Source organism: Actinoplanes sp. NPDC048791, from assembly GCF_040650095.1.
GTDB lineage: Bacteria > Actinomycetota > Actinomycetes > Mycobacteriales > Micromonosporaceae > Actinoplanes.
Genome location: NZ_JBEZGQ010001699.1, coordinates 1 through 1,122 on the forward strand (window position 1 = coordinate 1; position 1,122 = coordinate 1,122).

Consider the following 1,122-nt stretch of genomic DNA (forward strand, 5'->3'; position numbering starts at 1 on the left):
CGCGGATGGCGTCGCTGGCCAGGGCGCGCAGCAGCTCACCGCGCTGCTGCCCGGACGGCGGCGGGATCTCGTGGTCGGCGAACTCGCCGCCGGTGGTGTCCAGGTCGGTCATGACCTTGCTGACCACCTCCCAGGCGTACGGCAGGGACGTGCGGACACAGTCGACGAACTCCGCGTCCGGGACCTCGCCACGCTCGGCGGCGGAGAGCAGATCGGGGGAGACGGCAAGAGACATGCGGATCCTTCCAACAGCGGACGGCGTACCGGCGGGCGCCGGCGGCCAGGTCCATCTTGTTGGTAACGGTTTTCATTGTAAAGAGCGGCGCGCCGGTTTCACCCGATCGTCAGCTCGACCCGCCCGCCGGGGATGGCCGACCTGTGCGCCGCCGCCCCGCAGCCGGTGCTGCTCACCGGCGAAGCCGGGCCGGCCGGCGTCTCCCGGGCCGGTGCCCCTGCCTCCCAATGAGCTGATCCCCGACGAGGGCGAGGGCGCCCTCTCGGCCGCCGACAAGGATCTTGTCGTCAAGGTGCGTCTCGCCGGGCTGTGGGAGATCCCGGCCGGGGAGATGGCCCAGCAGAAGTCGCAGGATCCGCGGATCCGCAAGATCGGCCGCGAGATCGCGGCCCAGCACGAGGTGCTCGACGCGTTCGACCGGGCGGCCGCGAAGAAGCTGAGGATCAGCGTGCCGAAGAAGCCGAACAGCGACCAGCAGGGATGGCTGGCCGAGATGCGCGACGCCGAAGGCGCCGAGTTCGACGAGATCTACATCGACCGGCTCCGCGCGGCGCACGGAAAGATCTTCCCGGCGATCGGTACGGTGCGGGCGACGACGCGCAACGACACCGTCCGCAAGCTGGCGCAGCAGGCGAACCAGTTCGTGGTGACGCACATGACGCTGCTGGAGAGCAGCGGCATCGTCGACTTCGCCGCCCTGCCGACCGCTCCGAACCCCGCAGCAGCGGGAGCCACCGTCCCGGCGAACGCGGCCAGGCCCGTGCCGGCCGCCGGCCAGAGCCCGATGTCGACGAACCTGCCCGTCGCGTTGCTCGCGCTGGCCGCCACCGGCATCGAGGTGCTGGACATCGAACTGGCCCGGATCAGCCCCGACGACGACCCCCGGG

Annotated in this window: 2 protein-coding genes; one reads left to right on the forward strand and one right to left on the reverse strand. The window is 71.2% G+C overall.

The genetic code is table 11. From position 1 onward, the window contains the following. On the reverse strand, nucleotides 1-235 hold a 235-nt coding region (locus AB0C29_RS49730), incomplete at its 3' end, for an SCO5389 family protein (protein WP_360835554.1). A 211-nt stretch (nucleotides 236-446) separates the two neighbouring features. Here AB0C29_RS49730 and AB0C29_RS49735 point away from each other — a divergent pair. Next, nucleotides 447-1,122 (forward strand): DUF4142 domain-containing protein (locus tag AB0C29_RS49735; protein WP_360835556.1); only part of this gene is annotated, 676 nt, incomplete at its 3' end.